The sequence below is a fragment of the Gottfriedia luciferensis genome (genome assembly GCF_001712755.1).
Classification (GTDB): domain Bacteria; phylum Bacillota; class Bacilli; order Bacillales; family Bacillaceae_G; genus Gottfriedia; species Gottfriedia luciferensis_B.
On the sequence record NZ_MDKC01000018.1, the window covers coordinates 1 to 18669 of the forward strand.

At 34.7% G+C, this 18669-nt stretch carries 17 protein-coding genes, 1 tRNA gene, 2 rRNA genes, 1 other RNA gene, 1 pseudogene and 1 other annotated feature; of the genes and pseudogenes, 15 read left to right on the plus strand and 7 right to left on the minus strand.

The features are described from left to right. Positions 1 to 111, plus strand: a 5S ribosomal RNA gene (gene rrf / locus BED47_RS12890); the annotation flags it as partial. Positions 112 to 152: 41 nt separating this feature from the next. Here the strand turns inward: rrf and BED47_RS12895 are convergent. Beyond that, positions 153 to 1112: a YaaC family protein gene (locus BED47_RS12895; RefSeq protein WP_069033999.1), complete on the minus strand. Its 960-nt coding sequence runs from the start codon at positions 1110 to 1112 to the stop codon at positions 153 to 155. A 115-nt stretch (positions 1113 to 1227) separates the two neighbouring features. Between BED47_RS12895 and guaB the strand changes: the two genes are divergently transcribed. The 5 genes from guaB to serS all read left to right on the plus strand — a co-directional run bounded on the left by guaB (position 1228) and on the right by serS (position 7368). Further along, positions 1228 to 2691, plus strand: a complete 1464-nt coding sequence (gene guaB / locus BED47_RS12900) for an IMP dehydrogenase (protein ID WP_069034000.1) — start codon at positions 1228 to 1230, stop codon at positions 2689 to 2691. 91 nt (positions 2692 to 2782) lie between these two features. Then, a complete protein-coding gene (locus tag BED47_RS12905; protein ID WP_069034001.1) occupies positions 2783 to 4132 on the plus strand; it encodes a serine hydrolase in 1350 nt (449 codons plus the stop codon). 133 nt (positions 4133 to 4265) lie between these two features. Continuing rightward, the gene (pdxS, locus tag BED47_RS12910) at positions 4266 to 5150 is read left to right on the plus strand and encodes a pyridoxal 5'-phosphate synthase lyase subunit PdxS (RefSeq protein WP_056471238.1); all 885 of its coding nucleotides are present in this window, start codon (positions 4266 to 4268) and stop codon (positions 5148 to 5150) included. 12 nt (positions 5151 to 5162) lie between these two features. Further along, positions 5163 to 5750 carry a pyridoxal 5'-phosphate synthase glutaminase subunit PdxT gene (pdxT, locus tag BED47_RS12915; RefSeq protein ID WP_069034002.1) on the plus strand — a complete coding sequence of 196 codons (588 nt, stop codon included), beginning with the start codon at positions 5163 to 5165 and terminating at the stop codon, positions 5748 to 5750. Between the two features lie 50 nt (positions 5751 to 5800). Further along, positions 5801 to 6026 (plus strand) — a binding site (T-box leader). A gap of 67 nt (positions 6027 to 6093) precedes the next feature. Beyond that, positions 6094 to 7368 carry a serine--tRNA ligase gene (gene serS, locus BED47_RS12920; protein ID WP_069034003.1) on the plus strand — a complete coding sequence of 425 codons (1275 nt, stop codon included), beginning with the start codon at positions 6094 to 6096 and terminating at the stop codon, positions 7366 to 7368. A gap of 76 nt (positions 7369 to 7444) precedes the next feature. Here serS and cstA read toward each other — a convergent pair. From cstA to BED47_RS12935, 3 genes and pseudogenes are all read right to left on the minus strand, one after another. Beyond that, positions 7445 to 8914, minus strand: a pseudogene (gene cstA / locus BED47_RS12925) (carbon starvation protein CstA); the annotation flags it as partial. 135 nt (positions 8915 to 9049) lie between these two features. Then, positions 9050 to 9784 (minus strand): LytR/AlgR family response regulator transcription factor, encoded by a 735-nt coding sequence (locus tag BED47_RS12930; RefSeq protein ID WP_069034004.1) that lies wholly within the window; start codon positions 9782 to 9784, stop codon positions 9050 to 9052. Between the two features lie 3 nt (positions 9785 to 9787). Further along, entirely contained in the window at positions 9788 to 11539 is a 1752-nt protein-coding gene (locus BED47_RS12935; RefSeq protein WP_069034005.1) for a sensor histidine kinase, read from the minus strand. 232 nt (positions 11540 to 11771) lie between these two features. Between BED47_RS12935 and BED47_RS12940 the strand changes: the two genes are divergently transcribed. Continuing rightward, positions 11772 to 11864, plus strand: a tRNA-Ser gene (locus tag BED47_RS12940). Between the two features lie 178 nt (positions 11865 to 12042). Here the strand turns inward: BED47_RS12940 and BED47_RS12945 are convergent. The 3 genes from BED47_RS12945 to BED47_RS12955 form a co-directional block, all read right to left on the minus strand. Continuing rightward, the gene (locus BED47_RS12945; protein ID WP_069034006.1) at positions 12043 to 12720 is read right to left on the minus strand and encodes a deoxynucleoside kinase; all 678 of its coding nucleotides are present in this window, start codon (positions 12718 to 12720) and stop codon (positions 12043 to 12045) included. Next, positions 12717 to 13358, minus strand: coding sequence for a deoxynucleoside kinase (locus tag BED47_RS12950; protein ID WP_069034007.1), 642 nt, complete (start codon positions 13356 to 13358; stop codon positions 12717 to 12719). The genes BED47_RS12945 and BED47_RS12950 overlap by 4 nt, the downstream gene beginning before the upstream one ends. Positions 13359 to 13464: 106 nt before the next feature. Beyond that, the gene (locus tag BED47_RS12955; RefSeq protein WP_069034008.1) at positions 13465 to 14058 is read right to left on the minus strand and encodes a cysteine hydrolase family protein; all 594 of its coding nucleotides are present in this window, start codon (positions 14056 to 14058) and stop codon (positions 13465 to 13467) included. Between the two features lie 82 nt (positions 14059 to 14140). On the opposite strand from BED47_RS12955, the gene tadA reads away from it, so the two are divergent. From tadA to BED47_RS12995, 8 genes are all read left to right on the plus strand, one after another. Next, positions 14141 to 14614 (plus strand): tRNA adenosine(34) deaminase TadA, encoded by a 474-nt coding sequence (gene tadA, locus BED47_RS12960; protein WP_084006904.1) that lies wholly within the window; start codon positions 14141 to 14143, stop codon positions 14612 to 14614. 84 nt (positions 14615 to 14698) lie between these two features. Beyond that, positions 14699 to 14963, plus strand: an RNA gene (ffs, locus tag BED47_RS12965) — signal recognition particle sRNA large type. A gap of 121 nt (positions 14964 to 15084) precedes the next feature. Next, on the plus strand, positions 15085 to 16770 hold the full coding sequence (dnaX, locus tag BED47_RS12970; protein ID WP_069034009.1) for a DNA polymerase III subunit gamma/tau: 1686 nt from the start codon (positions 15085 to 15087) through the stop codon (positions 16768 to 16770). A 20-nt stretch (positions 16771 to 16790) separates the two neighbouring features. Further along, positions 16791 to 17117, plus strand: coding sequence for a YbaB/EbfC family nucleoid-associated protein (locus BED47_RS12975; RefSeq protein WP_175403497.1), 327 nt, complete (start codon positions 16791 to 16793; stop codon positions 17115 to 17117). 12 nt (positions 17118 to 17129) lie between these two features. Beyond that, on the plus strand, positions 17130 to 17726 hold the full coding sequence (recR, locus tag BED47_RS12980) for a recombination mediator RecR (RefSeq protein WP_056471203.1): 597 nt from the start codon (positions 17130 to 17132) through the stop codon (positions 17724 to 17726). A 23-nt stretch (positions 17727 to 17749) separates the two neighbouring features. Further along, positions 17750 to 17977, plus strand: coding sequence for a YaaL family protein (locus tag BED47_RS12985; protein ID WP_069034010.1), 228 nt, complete (start codon positions 17750 to 17752; stop codon positions 17975 to 17977). 124 nt (positions 17978 to 18101) lie between these two features. Beyond that, entirely contained in the window at positions 18102 to 18368 is a 267-nt protein-coding gene (locus tag BED47_RS12990) for a pro-sigmaK processing inhibitor BofA family protein (RefSeq protein WP_084006905.1), read from the plus strand. Between the two features lie 237 nt (positions 18369 to 18605). Then, positions 18606 to 18669: ribosomal RNA gene (locus BED47_RS12995) — 16S ribosomal RNA — on the plus strand; the annotation flags it as partial.

Here is an 18669-nt window from a genome sequence, read left to right on the forward strand (position 1 = left end):
TGATTATTGCGAAGAGGTCACACCCGTTCCCATACCGAACACGGCAGTTAAGCTCTTCAGCGTCGATGGTAGTTGGGGGTTTCCCCCTGTGAGAGTAGAACGTCGCCTGGTAACGAAAAACATCAGCTATTAGGCTGATGTTTTTTTGTTTATTATGTAGTTAAAAAACGATGAATTAAATAAGGAATTTTTTGTTCCGTTGTTGTTAAAAATTGGTTTATCAAAGGATAATCATCAGTAGAATAAGTCTGTAAAAGTTCACACCACCAGTCAGTTTCATAGCGACAAATCATACTCAAGTTATATAAAAGTAGATAGTGGTAAAGAATTTCAGGTAATAATAAAAGCGCTTCCTTTTGTGATTTTATAAAATAACTTTGATTTAATATATTAAAATAAAATGGCGCTTTATTTAAAATTTTATCAGGAAAATTTGACTTAATTTTAATTTGCTTTTGATTCTGTTCAACAATTACAATATCTATTGAAGCTTGCTTTGATTGAAGAAATGAAATAAAACGTTCTGAAGTAAAATGATAGGATGACAAAATTTGTTCAGGTAAAGTAATTACATCATGATCAACAGTAGTTGGGAAAAATAAATTTCCTTTTTTGGTAATTTTAAGGATTTTATTTAATTCTGGTATTGATTGTAAAAGCTGAAGCATTGTAAATTTTTCGTTTTCTAAATTATTAAGATTAAATAATACTTTAGAAGCATGAGTAAATAATCCATTTTTTTGGATTTTAACTTCGTCATCAATAAAAGAATATCCTACTTTTTTTATTTTTCTTGAGGTAACACCATGAGCCAGAATTGCAGTGGTACTCGGGTAATCAGGATCTACGGTAAGTATGCAAGCCTTTAATAATTGTACTAGCCCATAAAACAGTAATGTAGGTTTTACATTAATTTGAGAATTTTGAGCTGCATGAAAATAACTTTTTCCATGCTCAATATAATATAAAAATGGATAAGCATTACGAAAAGCCTTTGTTTTTTGTTCCTTGGAATTAGTACGTTCATATTTTGTTTGAAGATAGTTTTTTGAATATTGCGCAGAGCTAAAATAACATAGCTCATCCCATACATTACTATACGAGTATAACATAAGAGGGGAACTCCTTATTAACTGAATATTTAAACATAATTTGACTTCCTTGACAGTGTTTTATCCTATTGTTAATCTACTAATAATATTTATACGTGTATAGGGGGGCTTTTTTATGTGGGAATCAAAATTCGTAAAAGAAGGACTTACTTTTGATGATGTTTTACTAGTTCCAGCGAAATCTGAAGTACTTCCAAATCAAGTTGATGTAAGTGTGAGATTAACTGAGAAAATTCAATTAAATATTCCATTAATCAGCGCAGGAATGGATACAGTTACAGAAGCAGATATGGCTATTGCAATGGCTAGACAAGGTGGATTAGGTATCATCCACAAAAATATGTCAATTGAAGAGCAAGCTGAACAGGTAGACAAAGTAAAGCGTTCTGAAAGTGGTGTAATTGATGATCCATTCTTCTTAACACCATCTCATAAAGTTGCAGACGCTGAATATTTAATGGGTAAATATCGTATTTCAGGTGTTCCGATCGTAAACGATACAGAGAATAGAAAATTAGTAGGTATTTTAACAAATCGTGATTTACGTTTTATTCAAGATTATTCAATTGTTATTTCAGATGTTATGACAAAAGAAGATCTAGTAACAGCTCCTGTTGGAACTACACTTGCAGAAGCAGAAAAAATTCTTCAAAAACATAAAATTGAAAAGCTACCCCTAGTTAATGAAGACGGTACTTTAAAGGGCCTAATTACAATTAAGGATATTGAAAAAGTAATTGAGTTTCCAAACTCAGCGAAAGATCAACAAGGACGATTACTTGTAGGTGCAGCTGTAGGAGTAACAAAAGATGCACTTCAAAGAGTAGAGTTTTTAGTGAAAGCTAACGTCGATGTAATTGTAATTGATACAGCACATGGTCACTCTAAAGGCGTTATTGAAAAAGTAAAAGAAATTAGAAGTAGATTCCCAGAACTAGCAATAATCGCTGGTAACGTTGCAACAGGTGAAGCAACTAAAGAACTTATTGAAGCTGGAGCAGATATCGTAAAAGTTGGTATTGGACCAGGTTCGATCTGTACTACTCGAGTTGTTGCTGGTGTAGGTGTTCCTCAACTAACTGCAGTTTATGACTGTGCTTCTGTTGCTAGAGAATACGGAGTTCCTATTATTGCCGATGGTGGTATTAAGTACTCTGGAGATATCGTTAAAGCTCTTGCAGCTGGTGGGCATGTAGTTATGTTAGGAAGCATGTTTGCTGGTGTACAAGAAAGTCCTGGCGAAACAGAAATCTTCCAAGGTAGACAATTTAAAGTTTATCGTGGTATGGGTTCTGTTGGAGCAATGGAAAGAGGAAGTAAAGATCGTTATTTCCAAGAAGGTAATAAAAAACTAGTTCCTGAAGGTATTGAAGGACGTGTTCCATATAAAGGCCCATTAGCTGATACAGTTCACCAATTAATCGGTGGAATTAGAGCTGGTATGGGTTACTGTGGTACTGCTACATTAAATGAACTAAGAGATAACGCACAGTTTATTCGTATGTCTGGTGCTGGATTACGTGAAAGTCATCCACACGATGTTCATATTACAAAAGAAGCACCAAATTACTCACTATAATAATTTAAGCAATCTACCTAGGGCAATTACAAGAAATTGTAGTTGCCTATTTTTTGGGAAATAATTGTGTTAAAATGAACAAGTGAAATTAATGGTTGGAGGTAAGACAGTGATTGGAAAGAAAATACTAACAAAATTGATCGTAATAGCATTAGCGATTACGATAATTATCCCAATGAATTTACGACCAGCTGCTGCAGAGGACGTTTTAGATATTAAAGCTAAAGCTGCGATTTTGGTTGATGCAAATTCAGGGAAAATATTATATGAAAAAAATTCAAAAGCTCCATTACCGATTGCAAGTATGTCTAAAATGATGACAGAGTATCTAGTTAATGAAGCAGTAAAAAATGGCAAAATATCATGGGATGATAAAGTAACTGTTTCTGATTATGCTCATAAAATCTCTCAAAACACTGGATTATCTAACGTACCACTTGAATTAGGTGGTCAATACACAGTAAAAGAACTTTATGAAGCAGCTGCTATTTATTCAGCAAATGGTGCGACAATTGCACTAGCAGAAAAAATTGGTGGGTCAGAGAAAAACTTCGTCCAATTAATGAACGATAAAGCAAAGAAACTAGGCCTAGGAGACGTTAAATTTGTTAATGCTACTGGTTTAGTAAATAAAGACTTACAAGGAATGCAACCAGAGGGAACTTCCCTTACTGATGAAAATATTATGTCAGCAAACGGTGTTGCAAAATTAGCCTATAATCTAATTAAAACATATCCTGAAGTACTTCAAACTTCTTCAATTCCAAAGAAAACATTCCAAGAAGGTGGAAAGTATCCTGTAAAAATGGATAACTGGAACTGGATGTTACCAGGGTTAGTATTTCAGTACCCAGGTATGGATGGATTAAAAACAGGTTCAACAGATTCAGCTGGATTCTGTTTTACTGGAACTGCTAAAAGAGATGGTCAACGTTATATTACAGTTGTAATGGGGGCAAATTCTTATAACTCAAGATTTAGTGAAACGGCTAAATTAATGGATTACGGTTTCAGTAACTTCGAAAAAGTTACATTGGTATCAAAAGGTCAAACTGTAAAAGGTAATAAAACAGTTAAAGTAGTTAAAGGTAAAGATAAAGAAGTAAAAGTAGTAGCGAAAGACGACGTTACTTTAGCTATAAAACGCGGTGAAGCTAAAAATTATAAAGCAACTGTCCAATTGTCAGGTAAGTCAATCGATAAGAATGGCAATATTAAAGCTCCAATTAAAAAAGGAACAAAGGTTGGACAAATTGTGGTTAAATCTTCAAAGAATGAAGATTTAGGATTTATCAATACTAATAATCAATCGTACGATTTAGTAGTCGATAAAAGTGTTGATAAAGCAAATTGGTTAGTTCTATCATTCAGAGGAATTGGATCATTTTTCGGGAATTTATGGGATAGCATCGTAGGCGGAATTGGTGGTTTATTTAAATAAATTTCTATATAAGTATATCAGTAATTGTTAAGTTGTCATTTTTTCAGTAAAATAAAAGTAAGGTAACTTTAACTAGGGGATAAGAAATACTAAAATGTTACCAAGTAAGCTTTAATAATGGAGGGGCATAACAATGAATTTAACAGGAACAGAACGTGTAAAACGCGGCATGGCAGAAATGCAAAAAGGCGGCGTTATTATGGACGTAGTAAATGCTGAGCAAGCTAAAATAGCGGAAGCTGCTGGTGCAGTAGCAGTAATGGCATTAGAAAAGGTACCATCTGATATTCGTGCAGCTGGTGGAGTAGCTCGTATGGCTGATACAAGTATTACTGAGGAAATTCTTAACGCTGTTAGTATTCCTGTAATGGCTAAAGCTCGTATTGGACATATCGTTGAAGCGCGTGTTTTAGAAGCAATGGGAGTAGATTACATCGATGAGAGTGAAGTATTATCTCCAGCAGATGATATCTTCCATATTAATAAATCAGATTACACTGTTCCATTCGTTTGTGGTTGCCGTAACTTAGGTGAAGCACTTCGTCGTATTGGTGAAGGCGCATCTATGCTACGTACAAAAGGTGAGCCTGGTACTGGAAACATTGTAGAAGCAGTACGTCACTTACGCCAAATCAATGGTGAAATCCGTAAAGTAGTTGGTTTATCTCGTGATGAATTAATGGTTGAAGCTAAAAACCTTGGCGCTCCATTCGAATTATTACTTCAAATTAAAGAACTTGGTCGTTTACCAGTTGTTAACTTTGCAGCTGGTGGAGTAGCAACTCCTGCTGATGCAGCTCTAATGATGGAATTAGGCGCTGATGGTGTATTCGTAGGATCTGGTATCTTTAAATCAGAAAACCCTGAGAAATTTGCTCGTGCGATTGTACAAGCTACTACTCACTATCAAGATTATGAATTAATCGCTAACCTTTCTAAAAACTTAGGTCCTGCTATGAAAGGTATCGACATGAGACAACTTGCTGCAGCAGATCGTATGCAAGATCGTAGCATTTAAGTTGGTGAATTTATGAAAATAGGTGTATTAGCATTACAAGGTGCAGTTCAAGAACATATAAATGCAATTAAAGCATGTGGTGCTGAAGCTGTTATCGTAAAACGTGTAGAACATTTAGATGGACTTGATGGTATCGTATTACCTGGTGGAGAGAGCACGGCAATGCGTAAGTTGCTTGATCATGTCGGGTTATTAGAACCTTTAAAAGAGAAAATCGAAAATGGTTTACCAGCATTCGGTACATGTGCAGGTATGATCTTACTTTCAAAAGAGATTGCAAATGATGACACGGTGCATCTAGGGGTTATGGATATGGTAGCTGAACGTAATGCCTATGGTAGACAAGTGGATAGTTTTGAAATAAACATCCCAATTAAAGGTGTTTGTGAAGACTACCCAGCTGTATTTATCAGAGCACCATTTATACGTTCCGTATCAGGTGATGCAGAGGTTATTGCAGAACATGATGGTAATATTGTAGCAGTTAGACAAAATCACATGTTAGCAGCATCTTTCCATCCCGAATTAACGAATGATTACCGTTTTATGAATTACTTTGTAGAGATGGTTAAGGAAAAAAGTGCAAATTTAAGTATGTAACTATTGAAAAAAGTAAAAGCTTATAGTAAATTATTATATAATTTAAATTGTCTAAAGCGATGAAAGAAAATAGTAGCAAGTTCTAAATTTATAGAGAGTCGGTGGTTGGTGAAAACCGATAATGAAGACTTGTGAATCCATTCTTGAGCGGGTTACGGAATGCTGTAAGGCTAGTAAGTAACCCCGGTACTATAGTCCGTTAACTATACTAAGGTGGAAGAATTACTTATTAATTCTTCAATTAGGGTGGCAACGCGGGTAGCTCTCGTCCCTTTTATGGGATGAGGGCTTTTTTGTATTCTTTTTTATCCTTTAGACAATAAAAGAATAGGAGGATTTAAAAATGTTAGATATTAAATTATTACGCAGTAATTTTGAAGATGTTAAAGCGAAACTTCAGTTACGTGGTGGCGACATAAGCTATATCGAAAAATTTGAAGACTTAGATTTAAACCGTAGAGAACTACTTGTTCAGGTTGAAGGATTAAAAAGCCGACGTAATGAAGTTAGCCAAGAAATCAGTGTATTAAAGCGTGAGAAAAAAGATGCTGAAGCACTAATTGTTGAGATGAGAGAAGTTGGAGATAAAATTAAAGCTCTAGATGAAGAGATTAGAACTTTAGAAGAGCAACTAGATGCTATTTTATTTACGATTCCAAACTTAGTTAGTGATTCAGTACCAGTTGGATTAACAGAAGACGATAATGTTGAAATACGTAGAATAGGTGAAGTTCGTACATTTGATTTTGAACCAAAGGCACATTGGGACTTAGGTGTTGATTTAGACATTTTAGACTTCGAACGTGGAGCAAAGGTTACTGGTAGCCGTTTTACTTTCTATAAAGGCTTAGGAGCTAGACTTGAACGTGCTTTAATCAGCTTTATGTTAGATCTTCATACAGAGGAGCATGGGTACACTGAAGTACTACCTCCAAACCTTGTAAATCGTGCTAGCATGATTGGTACAGGACAACTACCAAAATTTGAAGAAGACGCATTCCGTATCGAGAAAGAAGACTTTTTCTTAGTACCTACTGCAGAAGTACCTGTAACAAACTATCACCGTGACGAAATTCTTGATGCTGCTCAATTACCGATTGCATATACTGCATATAGCGCGTGTTTCCGTTCTGAGGCAGGTTCTGCTGGTCGTGATACACGAGGACTAATTCGTCAGCATCAATTTAATAAAGTTGAACTAGTGCGCTTTGTAAAACCTGAAGATTCTTATATTGAATTAGAAAAATTAACAGCTCAAGCTGAAAAAGTTCTTCAATTATTAGGATTACCATACCGTGTCATTACATTATGTGCTGGAGATATTGGATTTTCTTCTGCAAAAACGTATGACATTGAAGTTTGGTTACCAAGCTATGATGCATACAAAGAAATTTCTTCTTGTAGTAACTTTGAGGCGTTCCAAGCAAGAAGAGCGAATATACGCTTCAGACGTGATCCAAAAGGAAAACCGGAATTTGTTCATACATTAAACGGCTCTGGTCTTGCAATAGGACGTACGGTTTCTGCAATTTTGGAAAACTACCAACAAGCAGATGGCTCAGTTATTATTCCTGAAGTTCTTCGTCCATATATGGGTGGAAAAGAAGTAATTAAATAAATAAAAAAGCAGAATGTATTTGAGAGGTTCTCAGATACATCTGCTTTTTATTTAGATTGTTTTAACATTAAGTTTATGCCCAGATCGATCCAATATCCCCTGAAAATAAGAGATATCCCCACATAAAGCATGCTAGTGCACTAGCAAAAATTGATCCTGGTACCCAATCTGTTTTCTTTAATGGCTTATAATATTCCCCAAAGAAATCTTGAATTAAATATCGAGCTACTCGAGTTCCAGCGTCAATTGCTGTTAAAATAAATACGGCTTCGAACATAACAACAAACTGGAAGAAATAGGATGCTAAGTGACTAAACCAAGGAATAGATGTAAATATGTACGTCATACCTACCGCCAATGTTACAGCTCCACCAGTACGTCCTTCTAGACTTAATCCAATTTCTTTACTAAGTTCCGGTAAGTGGACAACATTCATTCCTAACGTTTTAAAAACTTCTGGAGTAGAGTTAATTGCAAAGTAGTCTGCTGGCTGAAGTGCAGTAGCAGCGATTAAAGCCATAATACCTACTAAACATTCAACTAGCATAGCACCAAATCCTACAACCTTTATATCGCTCCATCGATCAAGCATTTTTGGTGTTGTACCAGAGCCTACAAATGCATGAAAACCTGAAATTGCTCCACATGCTATTGTAATCGAAATAAATGGCCAAACTGGACCGGCTAAAATAGGTCCCCCGCCGTTAACAAATTTAGTTACAGTCGGAAATTGTATGGAGGGATTAATAATAAATACCCCAATAATGAGTGCAATAAATACACCGATTTTCATAAAACTACTTAAATAGTCGCGAGGTGCCAGTAAAAGCCATACTGGCAAAGCAGCAGCAAAAAACGCATAGATAGGTAGTATGATTGCCAAAGTTCTCGTATCAAATGTTAAAAAATCACCTAAAGCAGTTTCTTGTATTGTCGGTCCCATAAAGACGCCAACCATTAGTAATATAAATCCAATCGTTGAAGCTAACTTTAAATTGCCAGTTTTTTTATATAGTAGCCCTACACCCATAGCAATTGGTATTGTGATTCCAACTGCAAATGTACCCCATGGATTATTTTCAAGCGCATGTAGAACAACCATTGAAAGTCCGGCCATTGTAATTGTAATAATGAAAAGCATAGCTAGTCCCGTACAGAAGCCTGCAATTGGTCCAAGCTCTTCTTTTGCTACTTCTGATAGTGACTTACCTTTCTTTCTCATTGAAGCATATAAAACGACTGCATCATGTACCGCTCCACCGATTACAGCACCAATTAATAGCCATAGCAGACCTGGAAGATATCCAAATTGAGCGGCCAAAATTGGACCTACTAGTGGGCCAGCTGCTGCGATTGCAGCAAAGTGATGACCAAAAGAAACCCATTTGTTAGTAGGAACATAATCCTTACCATCATTTAACTCATGTGCTGGAGTAGGAATAGAATCATTTAATTTAAGTACCTTCACAGCCATAAATGTTCCGTATAGACGATATGCAATCATCAAAATACACATAGAAGCAATAACTATTGTAACCGCATTCATTTTATTTAATAAGCCTCCCTTGTTTCTTTTTATTTACACTCATTTTACTTTATGAAAATTAAATTTTTGAATTTTCAATGTAAGACGCAATAAAAATAGGTTGAGAAGCATGAATGGATTATTGAAATACAAGCTTTATAAATTAAAAAGTTGTTTAAGTTCCTTTGTGTACGTCCGACTAACAGGTACTTTTTCACCATCATTCATAATTAAATTATATGTGGAATTAAACCAAGGCTGAATTTCAATGATTTTATCTAAATTGACAATATAGCTCCGATGGACACGGGTAAATGATGTATTTTGTAGCTTTCGCTCTAAGTTGATTAAAGGCTCATTTATTCGATAAGTCATCTTATCAGTAACGACACTTGTTTTACCTTCTTGTGTAAAAATGTAGATGATCTCTTCGAACGTTATTAAAAGAATTCTTTCATCAACTGAAATAGCCAATCTATCTTGTTTTAAAAGAGGGGGATTCTTTTTTAGCTCAGTCTTAATAGATTTCATACTTAGCTTTGCTAATTTTTCAATAGTCTTTTGAATTCTTATTTCATCAAATGGTTTTAAAATATAATCAATCGCATGTAAATCGAATGCATTTAAAGCATACTCATCATAAGCTGTTGCAAAGACGATTGCAGGTTGATGGCTGAGATCCTGCAGTTTTTGTGCTAATTCTAATCCACTTTCGTCAGCTAACTGGATATCTAAAAATACAACGTCGACGTCTTCTAGTTGAATGAAATCCAATGTACTTCTAATTGAGTCCGCTTCACCGACTATTTCGACTTCCTTGCTTCTTTTTAGTAAATAAGCAAGTTCGTCCCTTGCTAATGGTTCATCATCTACAATTAGTGCTTTTAACATTAATTATCCCTCCATTACTTCTTTCATTAATGGGATTCTTATCGATACTTTCGTTCCAGTGTTCAGATCTGATTTTATTTGAAAATATTCTTTTTCCCCGTAAATTTCTTCAATTCGTTTTTTTATATTCCATAACGCTGTTCCAGTTCCCTCTTTCGACTGTATTGTTTCGTTCCCAATTGTATTTAGTAACTCTGGTGAAATCCCCTTGCCATTATCTTCGGTGATGAGAATCATATCATTATTGAACTCATATGCTTGCACAGTTACCTTTAAAATTTTTTCCTTTGAAAATGCATGTCGAATCGAATTCTCTATAAGTGGTTGAAGTGTAAAAGGGGGGATTTGAACCATTTTTAAATGAGGTTCTATTTGGAACTCAACATGGAATTTAGAAGGAAACCTAGTTTGTTCAATGGTTAAATATGCTTCTACATGTTCTAATTCCTTTTCTAAAGTGACTAAGGTCTGTCTTGCCCCTTGTAAGTTATTTCGGAAAAAAGTACTTAAATGAATTAATAACCTTCTAGCTTGATCAGCATCTGTTCTAATTAAACTAGAAATTGTATTTAAAGAGTTGAACAGGAAGTGGGGATGCATTTGTGCTTGTAATGCTTTTATTTCAGCATCTTTCACTAATTTTCGCTGTAGTTCAGCCTCTGCTAATTCCAATTGGGTAGAAAAAAGTTTAGATAATCCGTCTGCTAGTTCTTTCTCAACTTTATCTAGTTTGTTGGAATCCGTGTAATATAGCTTTAAAGATCCAACTGTTTTATTTAAAGCCTTTAGCGGCAATACGATGGCCGCACTTAAAGGGCAATCCATATGAAAGCATTGAATTTCATCTTTTGAAGTAGCAATAATAATATTTCCCTCTTTTAATGCCTTCTTAGTTAGTTTTGTTGCTAAACTATTCATTGGTTCATGGTGATCTGAACCTGCACCCACGTGAGCAAGTACGCTATTGTGATCAGTAATCGAAATTGCATCTGCCTTGGTTAATTTAAAAATAATTTTTGCCGCTTCATTACAAGAATGTGGGGTTAGTCCCTGTCTAAAAAATGGTAAAGTTTGCTCTGCAATATAGAGGGCTTTGTTTGTTTGAAGCGCGCGCGTTTTTTCTTCTTCCTGTAAAATATTTTGGATGATTAATATAAATATAAGTGTACCAAATCCATTTATTAGAATCATTGGAAGAGCAATTACTTCAACAAGATGAAGAGCTGACCAAAATGGTTTTGCGATTAAAAGAATAATCCCCATTTGAACACATTCCATAATTATTCCAATTGATACTACACTCCAAAGGGATTTGTTTTTCTGTATCCCAAATTTTTGTCTAAGCAGTCCTGTAACTACTCCCGCTACGATTGTAGAAATAGCACATGCATATGCAGTAAATCCACCTAATGTTAGACGGTGTAAGCCTGCTATTAATCCGACTCCTAAGCCAACAATCGGGCCACCAATTAGACCACCAATGGCTACTCCCATAATTCTTGTATTTGCAATTGCATTATTACTTGCTACATTAAAGTGCCATGACTGAGACATAATTGACTCATGATAAATATGAACACCAGTATAATTACTAATTACACCAAAGGCGCCAAATATAACAATTAGGATCATTTTTGCTCCAAAGGAGTGTTCATTTTGAATGATTTGTCTAAATGACTTCATCCTTGAAAGTAAAAAGGCGAGTATAACGAGAATACCCACTCGTTCCAACATCAGCGGTATAAGTTCAAACATTTCTCTCTCCTTAAAAATTTCTAATGTTTTTAAATAGTAGTACCATTATAAATACAAATGAATTTTCTGTATATTTTTTCTGCTTATAAAAAAGCCGTATATTTTATTAGTAAGATGACAATAATACCTGTTGTAAAAAGGTTAGTTTTATTACCGGAAAAAAATTGTAATATTTTTTAGAAGAATGCTTGACCATGTATTTTTCATATGGTATTATAAATCTTGTCAATACGGAGTAATACCCAAGTCTGGCTGAAGGGATCGGTCTTGAAAACCGACAGGGGTGTAACAGCCCGCGGGGGTTCGAATCCCTCTTACTCCTCCATTTTTTAAATTAATAGAGTGCATATATATTGTAGACTCGTTACATTATTGTAACGAGTTTTTTATTTGTTTTTTTGACATTATACAGTAAAACGACAAAGAAAAAGCTGCAAACTTTAACTGATACAGTTTGCAGCTTTTATATATATATTTACTAAATAAGATGAATGTCTTACTTTTTATGATCTAGATTTCATATATTTTTGTGAATGATTTAGTACGTTTCCAATCTTCTTAACGATTTCTTCTACAGAAGATTCATTTTTAATTAAATCATACTCGCTAATACTTAAACGAAGTACAGGACAAGCATTAAAGTTATTAATCCAGTTTTCGTAACGTGTATTCATTTCTTTCCAATATTCAATAGGAGTTTGTTGCTCCATTGGACGTCCACGCTCTTTAATTCGCTCAACGACTTCATCGAATGTTCCCTCTAAGTAAATTAATAAATCAGGAGCTGGGAAATAAGGTGACATAACCATAGCATCAAAAAGGCTAGTATATGTTTCGTAGTCTACTTCACTCATCGTTCCTTTTTCGTAATGCATTTTCGCAAAGATGCCAGTATCCTCATAAATTGAACGGTCTTGTATAAATCCACCGCCGTATTCAAACATTCTTTTTTGTTCTTTGAATCGCTCTGCTAAGAAGTATATTTGTAAATGGAAGCTCCAACGAGCAAAATCTTGATAAAATTTATCTAGGTATGGGTTTGTATCTACTTTTTCAAATGATGTACGAAGGTTTAGCGCATCTGCAAGCGCATTGGTCATAGTAGATTTCCCTACACCTACTGTCCCAGCAATTGTAATAACTGCATCGTTTCGTATTCCGTATTTTTCACGTAAATTCATATACTTCTTAGCTCCTTTTGTAAGGTGTTTTCTAACGACTCTAGTATCATCGCTAAATCTCTCGGGTTATTAACGAAGTCAATTTGATCACCGTCAAATTTTAGTACTGGAATTTCAGGGTATTTAGCTTGAAATTCTTTCATGTGTGTCTCGTAATCTTCAATTAACTGAAGTAGGTACTGGTCCTCGATCAATTGTTCGAATTCTCTACCACGAAGTTGAATACGCTTTTGTAGCGTCTCAAGGCTTGCCGTTAAGTAAATAACCACATTTGGCTTTGGCATATCCTCAGTTAATATTTGATATATTTTTAAATATTTATCATGCTGCTGGTCTTTTAATGTTCTGCTAGCAAAAATTAAATTCTTAAGGATGTGGTAGTCTGCAACCACTGGAATCGATTTATTAAGAAACATTCTGTCTATATCTTCTAATTGTTTAAATCGATTACAAAGGAAAAACATTTCTGTTTGGAAACTCCACTCTTCAATGTCCGTATAAAACTTACCCAAAAAAGGATTTTCATCTACAATTTCTTTTAATAGTTCATAATGAAAGTGTTCAGAGATCGCTTTGGATAGAGATGTTTTTCCGACACCGATTGGTCCTTCTACTGTTATAAAAGGTACACGTATCATCTCTTGTCCTCCTTACTAGTCAAATTCCGTATCATACTCAAAAAACATACAGAAACTATTTTAACATACTGTAGTCAGACGGAATACAATTTTAAAATTTTTCCAATTACTGATAATTGTTGCTCACTAAATGATCGATCATTTCTTCGATTTCTTGAGTTTGAATAACCATAGCATTTAAAATGTCCTTCATCATATAAATTGCAACTTTCTCATCATAATCAGTAACCGAGGAAATTGCATCTTGAGGTATAATTAAGTTATAATCCCGCATAAATGCATCATTTGCTGTAAAAAGTACGCAACGATTTCCCGCAACCCCTACAATAACCAAATGGGTAATATTTAATTTTTTAAGTAATTCATCTAAATTTGTTAAGTAAAAACCTGAGTAGTTAGGCTTAAAGATAAAATAATCTTCCTCATTTGGTTGTATATGCTTTATTAATTCGTAGCTTAAAGGATTGAGGCAATGCTTAATAAGTTTTTCTTGAGTCGGGTTTTCGATTTTATAATGATCATTAACATATATAGTAGGAAGTTTTTTGTTTTTAAAAATGTCTCTTATGTAATTTATTTTCGGAACCATATGGATTGATTTTTCCGCAAGAACACTTCCATGTTTAAATGTAAATGAGTTGATTAAGTCGACAATTAATAATGCAGGCAACTGCTTGTCTTTTTGATTTGAAGAATTCAATCGGCTTCACTCCAATCTATGTTTAGTTTATCTACTCGTAAAAAGAATATTTGTTTGTTAAAGAAATAAAGAGGTGTAAAGTTTGAATAAAGATGAGTTTTATATGAAGTTGGCAATAGAGGAAGCACTAAAAGCAGAGCAAATAGGGGAAGTACCTATTGGAGCTGTATTGGTTTACAACGACCAAGTCATTGCACGAGGTTATAATTTACGTGAAACAAAACAAACAGCTTTAGGTCACGCAGAAATGAGTACAATAGAAGATGCGTGTAAAGTCATTGATTCTTGGCGGTTAGAGGAAACAACTCTATATGTAACACTGGAACCTTGTCCAATGTGTGCGGGCGCTATCATTCAATCAAGAATACCAAGAGTCGTTTTTGGTGCAAAAGACCCGAAGGCAGGCTGTGGAGGATCCATCTATAATCTTTTGCAAGAAGATCGATTTAATCATCGTTGTGAAGTTAGTTCGGGTATATTAGAAGAAGAATGTGGTAAATTATTAACGAATTTCTTTAGAGAGTTGCGATCTAGAAAGAAAAATTTACCTTCATAAGGACAAGGATTGATTTTTTATTTCGGTTCGTATATACTTTAACTACCGCTTCAATCAGCGGTTTAAAATTAGGTTTTAACTTTGCCGTGCTAGGTGGGGAGGTAGCGGTGCCCTGTACTCGCAATCCGCTCTAGCGAGACTGAATTCCACTCCGAGGTGTATCTATTTCAGGGTCTGCCTTAAATAAGTGGTGTTGACGTCTGGGTCCTACGCAACGAGAACTCATGAACCTTGTCAGGTCCGGAAGGAAGCAGCAATAAGTGAGCCATCTCGTGTGCCGTAGGGGTGCCTGGGCCGAGCTAACTGTTTAAGTAACGCCTGGGGTAGTGCATCGACGAGTGGTGCACGGCAGTAACTTTATAAAAACTCACTCAATTTTGAGTGAGTTTTTTTGTTTTCTTTAAAATATTTTCCATCAAATCATTACATAGGGTATAATAATGATGACTTTGTAAGAAGGAGGAAACCAATTGACTTATCAAGCATTATATCGTTTGTGGAGACCGCAGCAATTTAAAGATGTCGTGGGTCAAGATCACATTGTACGAACGTTACAAAACTCCCTTCTTCAGCAAAAAGTATCACATGCATATTTGTTTACAGGTCCGCGTGGAACAGGTAAAACGAGTACAGCAAAAATCTTTGCAAAAGCTTTGAATTGTGAACATGCACCTACTAATGAACCTTGTAATGAGTGTGCCATTTGTAAAGGAATTACTGATGGATCAATTTCAGATGTAATTGAGATCGATGCTGCATCAAATAATGGTGTAGATGAAATACGTGATATTCGAGAAAAAGTTAAATATGCTCCTTCTGTAGGCGAATTTAAAGTGTACATAATAGATGAGGTCCATATGTTATCAATAGGGGCTTTTAATGCATTATTAAAAACATTAGAAGAGCCTCCAAGTCACGTTATCTTTATATTAGCTACTACTGAACCACATAAAATACCTTTGACCATCCTATCAAGATGTCAACGTTTTGACTTTCATAAGATAAGTGCTCAAACGATTTCAGATCGATTGACAGTTGTATTGAATCATCAGCAAACAGCAATTGAACCAGAAGCTTTGATGATGTTATCTCGTGCAGCTGAAGGTGGAATGAGGGATGCGTTAAGCATTCTGGATCAAGCTATCTCATATAGTGATGAATCCATTTCATTAGATGATGTTTTAGCGGTAACAGGCACAGTTGCTCAAGAACGTTTAATATCCGTTGTTTCAGCAATAATAGATGGTAATGTTTCAGTTTGTTTAACTAATATTGAAGAACTATTAAACCAAGGGAAAGATCCAGTTCGGTTTATTGAAGATTTAACAGTCTATTATCGAGATATTCTATTATATAGGCATTCGCCAAGTACGATTGAATTACTTGAGAGAGCAACACTTAGTGATCAATTTAAAGAGCTTTGCGATGCATACAATGACGAGTTAGTTTATCAGATTATCGCTTCATTAAGTAAAAGTCAGCAAGAAATGAAATGGACTAATCATCCAAGAGTTTTACTTGAGGTGGCAATTGTACAACTTTGTCAAAAGGCTTCTGTGAGCGGTATCGGTAAAAAACAGGACGAGCTGACACCATTAATTAATAAAATTAACGCTCTTGAAAAAGAAGTGAAATTTTTAAAGGAAAATGGTATTACAGTAAGTGGAACGAATGATTCCTCTACTAGTCCAAAACCGAAATCGACTACATCTCGTTCAAAAATACCAAGTAGTTTAATACAAGGTGTATTAAGAGCTGCTTCTAAACCAGAAAAAAATAAAGTTTTAGCAGTTTGGACATCACTTCAAGATCAATTAAGGCAACAAAATAAGGTTTCTACTGCGACATTAGTCTCATATGGTGAAGTTGTGGCAGCTTCTTCCGAACAGTGTATTGTTGCTTTTAAATCAGAGACAATCTGTGATCTAATCAATAATAATGGTGAACAAGAGCACTTAACAACGATTAATCAAACATTATCAAGTTTATTAGGTGCAGAAATGAGTATGTTAGCAATTCCCGAAGAAGATTGGAGATCGACTAGGGATTCATTTTTAAATACAACAAAACAAAAAGAGACTTCAACAGAAGTTTCACCAATTGTGCAAGAGGCAATCAATCTTGTTGGTGAAGATTTAGTAATTATTAAAGAATAACTATATTGGAGGAAATGAAAATGATGCGTGGCGGAATGGGCAATATGAATAATATGATGAAACAAATGCAAAAAATGCAAAAACAAATGGAACAAGCACAAAATGAATTAAACGAGCGTACATTTGTTGGTACAGCTGGCGGTGGAATGGTAACTGTAACAGCTAATGGATTAAAACAAATTGTTGATGTTACGATTAAGGAAGATGTAGTAGATCCAGAAGATATTGAAATGTTACAAGATTTAGTTTTAACTGCAACTAATGATGCTATTAAACAAATTGAAGATGCAACAGCTAAAACAATGGGGCAGTTTACTAAAGGAATGAATATTCCAGGATTATTTTAAAGGGTAAGACATATGCATTACCCTGAGCCGATATCCAAATTAATAGATAGTTTTATGAAATTGCCAGGGATTGGTCCCAAGACGGCCGTGCGACTGGCGTTTTTTATGTTAGATATGAAGCAAGACGACGTGTTAGACTTTGCAAAATCAATGATAGATGCGAAAAGAAAACTACTTTACTGTTCAGAATGTGGCCATATAACTGATCAAGATCCTTGTTATATTTGTAGTGATCAACATCGAGACCGATCTACGATTTGTGTAGTGCAAGATACGAAAGATGTTATTGCTATGGAAAAAATGAGGGAATACCAAGGGTTATATCATGTACTTCATGGTGCAATTTCTCCTATGGAGGGAGTTGGACCTGAAGACATTAAAATTATGGAATTATTGAGCAGATTAAAAGATGATGTAGTACAAGAAATTATTTTAGCTACCAACCCGAATATAGAGGGTGAAGCAACTGCTATGTATATTTCTAGGCTATTAAAATCTACGGGTATAAAAATTACTCGAATCGCACATGGTCTACCAGTAGGCGGAGACTTAGAATATGCAGATGAGGTTACACTCTCGAAAGCTCTGGAAGGTAGAAGAGAACTTTAGAAACTGATTAATGGAGAGAGACCATGGGTTTTTTTCGAAAAAAAGGAAAGATTCGTAAAGAATTTGATGAAAAGTTAGTTGATAAACTACATGACTATAAAGATATTTACTTGAGTCAGGTCGAGTTAATGGAAAGAAGTGTAGATCCACCAGATGATCTATTAATCCATGTTAAGCTTTATCAAGCTAAGTATTTCTTCTTATTAAAAGAAGCAAAGGCTAGAAATGTTTTAATAACAAGAATGAAATAGGTAAAAGAGTTTATTGTTTAGGCAATAGGCTCTTTTTTTTATTAATGTTTTTTGTCATTGATTAGTTCCTTTTCTCATACAATCTTAGTAAAAGGTGTACAAGTTATATGAGGGGAGTTTTTTTGTGGTGAATAGTATTATTATGATTTCAGTTGTATTGTTTGTAATCTTATTTCTATTATTAGTAGGTCTACCAGTAAAAGCTTTAAAACTAATTAGCAAATACGTATTAAGAGGCATTGTATGTGTCATGATTGTCTTTATACTGAACTATGCTTTAGCTTCAAATAATTTTCATATTCCAATTAATACTGTTACTTGTGCATTCTTAAGTGTATTAGGTGTTCCAGGTATTGTAGCGTTAAGTGTAATTGGCATTTATATCGTTTAAAAAATATATATAAAAAGTTTTAAAAAAACTGTTGACCATTTATCGAGGGGATGTTATATTTATATACGTCGCTGATGGCGATAACAAAAAAAGAAAAAAACAACTGTTGACAGATTTTGTCGAAGATGATAAACTGATTAAGTTGTTAAAAAACAAGATGATCTTTGAAAACTAAACAAAACATGAAGTAAACGTCAATTATTAGTTTTTTGAGCAATACAAGATTTAAACTTAACTTTTATGGAGAGTTTGATCCTGGCTCAGGACGAACGCTGGCGGCGTGCCTAATACATGCAAGTCG

What these genes read in the sequence shown, in the direction of transcription:
- BED47_RS12930 (WP_069034004.1), bottom strand. Translation starts at nt 9,784, where the DNA reads ATGTTAAAAGCACTAATTGTAGATGATGAACCATTAGCAAGGGACGAA.
- BED47_RS12935 (WP_069034005.1), bottom strand. Translation starts at nt 11,539, where the DNA reads ATGTTTGAACTTATACCGCTGATGTTGGAACGAGTGGGTATTCTCGTT.
- recR (WP_056471203.1), top strand. Translation starts at nt 17,130, where the DNA reads ATGCATTACCCTGAGCCGATATCCAAATTAATAGATAGTTTTATGAAA.
- BED47_RS12905 (WP_069034001.1), top strand. Translation starts at nt 2,783, where the DNA reads ATGGTTGGAGGTAAGACAGTGATTGGAAAGAAAATACTAACAAAATTG.
- BED47_RS12950 (WP_069034007.1), bottom strand. Translation starts at nt 13,358, where the DNA reads ATGATACGTGTACCTTTTATAACAGTAGAAGGACCAATCGGTGTCGGA.
- BED47_RS12945 (WP_069034006.1), bottom strand. Translation starts at nt 12,720, where the DNA reads ATGAATTTACGTGAAAAATACGGAATACGAAACGATGCAGTTATTACA.
- pdxT (WP_069034002.1), top strand. Translation starts at nt 5,163, where the DNA reads ATGAAAATAGGTGTATTAGCATTACAAGGTGCAGTTCAAGAACATATA.
- pdxS (WP_056471238.1), top strand. Translation starts at nt 4,266, where the DNA reads ATGAATTTAACAGGAACAGAACGTGTAAAACGCGGCATGGCAGAAATG.
- BED47_RS12985 (WP_069034010.1), top strand. Translation starts at nt 17,750, where the DNA reads ATGGGTTTTTTTCGAAAAAAAGGAAAGATTCGTAAAGAATTTGATGAA.
- BED47_RS12975 (WP_175403497.1), top strand. Translation starts at nt 16,791, where the DNA reads ATGATGCGTGGCGGAATGGGCAATATGAATAATATGATGAAACAAATG.
- BED47_RS12895 (WP_069033999.1), bottom strand. Translation starts at nt 1,112, where the DNA reads ATGTTATACTCGTATAGTAATGTATGGGATGAGCTATGTTATTTTAGC.
- guaB (WP_069034000.1), top strand. Translation starts at nt 1,228, where the DNA reads ATGTGGGAATCAAAATTCGTAAAAGAAGGACTTACTTTTGATGATGTT.
- serS (WP_069034003.1), top strand. Translation starts at nt 6,094, where the DNA reads ATGTTAGATATTAAATTATTACGCAGTAATTTTGAAGATGTTAAAGCG.